We start from the raw sequence: 4029 nt of genomic DNA, 5'->3' as shown, positions 1-4029 counted from the left end.
CTCGCCCTCTTTTCTATCAATTTTCTCTAAACCCCTGCCCAGTCAGTCTCTCAAGGCTTTTTTGCACCACTAAGGGTACGTCTCATTAAGACTAAAAAGCCATTTCTAGAACGTATACTCCATAGGCGTTTTAGCCTTAACGTGACTTTCTGTTCCGCTGCTACTTAAACCCCAATTGTTGGGCTGCTGGCAAATAACTATTGCCTAAGAAATGAAAAACCTACTTGGCGAGATTGTTCACATTAGAAGGATTCATCAAGTGTCCGTCCTCCATGTAGATAACACGATCGGCAAGATCTAGAATCCGATTGTCGTGAGTCACCATCAAGATAGTACAACCTTGATCTCTGGCAAGTTTCTCCATAATTTCCACCACATCTCGTCCTGATTTTTTATCCAGTGCTGCCGTTGGTTCATCTGCCAAAATAATTTTAGGCTGACTGACCAAAGCACGGGAGATCGCAACTCTCTGTTTTTGTCCACCCGACAAATTACTCGGATAGTAGTCCATTCGAGCTTCTAATCCCACTGCGGTTAGGACATTCCGAATGCGCGCATCAGATTCTATCGCAGTTACTTCCTGAATTTCTAAAGCCATCTCGACATTCTGATAAGCCGTGAGAAAGTTCAGTAGATTGTGTGCTTGAAAAATATAACCGATATCACGACGAGCAAGAGTCAACCGTTCTTTTCTGGCATTAAACAACTCAGATCCTAAAATGCTTAAACTTCCCTCCTGGATTGAGCGAAGGCTCCCCATTAGTGTTAGCAATGTTGTCTTGCCGGAACCCGACGGTCCTGTCATAATAACGATTTCACCGTGCTCGATTTGCAGATTAATGTCAAACAGAACTTGTTTCCGCAATGAGTCTTGTCCATAGTAATGATTGAGATTGGCAATGGAGATGGCAACTGATTGGGACATGCTTGACTCCTAAAAAATATCCGCAGGATCAGCAGTTTGCAACTTCCGTACCGCCATCGTCGCAGAGACTGAACTCATGACTACCGTGAGGACAAAAACAAATATAACTCGTCCTAGATCCATCGCCATTGGTAGCATCGTGACGAGATTAGTAACGCGATAGATGCCTAGGGCGATCGCAGTCCCCGGAATGAACCCCAGCGCAGCCAGAATTAGAGACTCTTGAAACACGACAATCAGTAGATAGCGATCGCGAAAGCCCATCGCTTTAAGCGTGGCATATTCGGGCAAATGGTCTGTTATATCGCTGTAGAGAATCTGATAGACAATAACAGCACCGACAATAAAGGCAATCACTACACCTAAATCAAAGGTATAGCCTACAGGAGTGCTGGCATTCCAAAAAGCAACTTCTGCTCTCGCATAGTCATCTCGCGTCATGACTTTGACATCGTTGGGCAAACGCAATCGCATCTCTGCTAAAACTGCTTGAACATCTGCACCCGGTTTAAGTTTTATCACTCCGACATCAATCAGTCCACTTTGGCGAAAATTAGCCATGCGTAGAAAGTTAATATCGCTCGTTACCAAGTAGGCATTGATGCCAAACGTTGGGCTGAGTTTGAACAATCCCCGGATTTGAACTTGGCGTTCATTGATTTCGGTGGTGATTGACTCTCCCACTGCAAATCGTTGAGCAATCGCTCCAAATTCTTTACGAGAGCTTGAATTAAACAGAACCGTATCTGGTTCGCGCAGTTTCTCACGATTGGCTTCTACACCCGAAGTATTCAAGACTTGATGTTCTGGATTAATGCCGATCGCGTAAATGTCCCAAATTTCTTTGTCTTCGGGATTACGCCACTGAATCGCATTCAGATAGATCGGGCTGACCGATGCAACACCTGTTACGCCTGCTGCTTGATGGAGTCGGCGCTCAGTAAAGCGGTCTAGAGAAATGAGCGATCGCGATCGCCCACTCAACATGACAATTTCACCGTTCAGGCTATTGTGAAACTCCACCGCGCTACTAAACAATGCACCTCGAAAGCCCATTTGCAGAAACATCAGCACATCGGCAAAGCCAATGCCGGCGATCGCCACGATCAAACGTGCCCGCTCTTTCCGTAACTGTAGCCACGATAGAAATAGTGGTTTCTTTTTCTGCGTCATTTTAGTCATGCAATTTGCTCAGGATTTGATATCCAGTGAAACTTGAACACTCAAATTTGTTAAACCCGAAACCCTACGGCTAGATGGCTCATCCAATAGCACTTTCACTTCCACGACCCGCGCATCAAACTGAGCCGCCGGATCGGTGTTCAACACATCTTGCTTACTAATCTCTAGTCCGACTTCTATAACCTTGCCATGCAGCACATCTGGAAAAGCGTTGTTCTTACTGGTCACAGTTGCAGTCTGCCCTGCCCGAATGCGGCTGACATCCAACTCATACACTTCTGCCACTGCCACCATTTTCTGGGTCTGTCCCAGGCTAATGATGCCTTGAGCGCCAACTAACTCTCCAGGGCGAGTATGGATTTTAAGCACTTGTCCATCTTGAGGCGATCGCACTGTTGCCAAGTTCAATTCCGCCTGTGCCCGCGCTACACTCGCTTGTGCTTCAGCCACCTGCGACCGCACCACATTTACATCGACCGGACGCACCTCTGCAACTTGATCCAGCGTCGCTTGTGCTTCAGCCACCTGCTTCTGCCGCGATCGCTGAATCCGGCTTAAATTCGCCTGCGCCTCGTTTAACTGTTGCCGCACCGTATCCGCAGTTAATTGCTTACCATCGCGCAACGAAGCAGAAACGGCTCCTTCAGCATAAAGTGCTTGATAACGCCGAGCTTCGAGTTCGGCATTGCGAAGTTCTGCTTGCAGACGGGCGATCGTAGCTTCCTGAGCAGTGGTTTCAGTTTGTAGTTCTACCTGTTGGCGATCGACGACTCGCGCCTGCGCCCGAATTTCCCCCGACTTTGCACCTGCTTCTACCTGCCCTAACCGAGCTTGGGCAACCATCAACTGCTCTTGTGCCTCCTGCAAAGCCGCCTGCCGCCGCTCATAGGTATCTAGAAGTGCAATCACATCTCCTTTCCGAATCCGTTGACCGTGACTCACTTTAAGGATTTCAACCCGTGCACCATCTGAAGACGTGGGTGCAAAAACCTGAATCACTTCGCCCTCTGGCTCCAAGCGACCGAGAGCAGACACCTGATCGATTCTGGGGGCAGCAACGGCAATAGGGTGTGTCGGAGGGCGATCGCTCAACCAATGATATGCCACAGCACCACTCATTATTAATGCAGTACCCATCCCCACTCTGATTAAAAGCGTAGGAGAACGCCATTTGCCTTTCAAACTGATGTTGTCCATAGACTCCAAAAAGAGAGATGTTCGCGGATAGACTGCCTTGACCTGGAGCTTAGGCTTTCGGTACGGCAGCTAGTTGTTCAGCAATCACTTTGGCGTTGATTTCGTCGGACTGAGCCGCCTGCCAATAGGCTCCAAGCTTGCGATACTTGCTGATCAAATCCGGTTGTCCAAAGATTGACTCCATCAAGTTGACTATATTGAGCACAGGGACGAGGGCACAATCGGCAATAGACGGTCGATCACCCACAGCCCAAGTATCACCGCTCAGGTAATGTTCGATATAGGACAAGCCTTGATCAAGGATTTCAAATTGCGTTTTAACCACTTCCTCATTGCGTTTGGTGGGATCTCGCATATCCCTCAAGATAAAGATGGCGGGTCGAAGATGAAAATCTGGGAGACGAAGGAACAACCGGGCGCGGGCGAGAGCTTGAGCATCGATCGGACGCAAAGATGGCGTTGGGAAAGCATCTTCCAAATATTCAAGGATCGTTGCTGATTCTGGGATTGCAACACCAGAGTCCAACACTAGAGTTGGCACCTGTCCCATCGGGTTCAACGTCAAATAATCATGGCTTTTCAGTCCGCCTTCTGGTGAGACAATATCGACGTTCAGACCTTTGCGGTAAATCGATAACCGCACGCGCGCAGCAAACGGGGAGAGCGGGTAACTATAGAACCCATTTGACATCTTCCGGCTTCTGCTTTAAGGTGCTTGAAGCCGT

4 protein-coding genes are annotated in these 4029 nt (G+C 48.3%); all 4 read right to left on the bottom strand.

Going from position 1 to position 4029, the window contains the following annotated elements; all coding sequences use genetic code 11:
* Positions 1 to 220: 220 nt before the first annotated feature.
* Positions 221 to 925, bottom strand: coding sequence for a DevA family ABC transporter ATP-binding protein (locus AC5JMP_RS08555; protein ID WP_495851029.1), 705 nt, complete (start codon positions 923 to 925; stop codon positions 221 to 223).
* 9 nt (positions 926 to 934) lie between these two features.
* Positions 935 to 2107, bottom strand: a complete 1173-nt coding sequence (devC, locus tag AC5JMP_RS08550; protein WP_495851028.1) for an ABC transporter permease DevC — start codon at positions 2105 to 2107, stop codon at positions 935 to 937.
* A 9-nt stretch (positions 2108 to 2116) separates the two neighbouring features.
* Positions 2117 to 3214 (bottom strand): ABC exporter membrane fusion protein, encoded by a 1098-nt coding sequence (locus AC5JMP_RS08545; protein ID WP_495851027.1) that lies wholly within the window; start codon positions 3212 to 3214, stop codon positions 2117 to 2119.
* Between the two features lie 139 nt (positions 3215 to 3353).
* On the bottom strand, positions 3354 to 3995 hold the full coding sequence (locus AC5JMP_RS08540) for a glutathione S-transferase family protein (RefSeq protein ID WP_495851026.1): 642 nt from the start codon (positions 3993 to 3995) through the stop codon (positions 3354 to 3356).
* Positions 3996 to 4029: the final 34 nt, after the last annotated feature.

The organism is Drouetiella sp., assembly GCF_059504425.1.
This window is presented reverse-complemented; position numbering and strand designations above follow the sequence as displayed.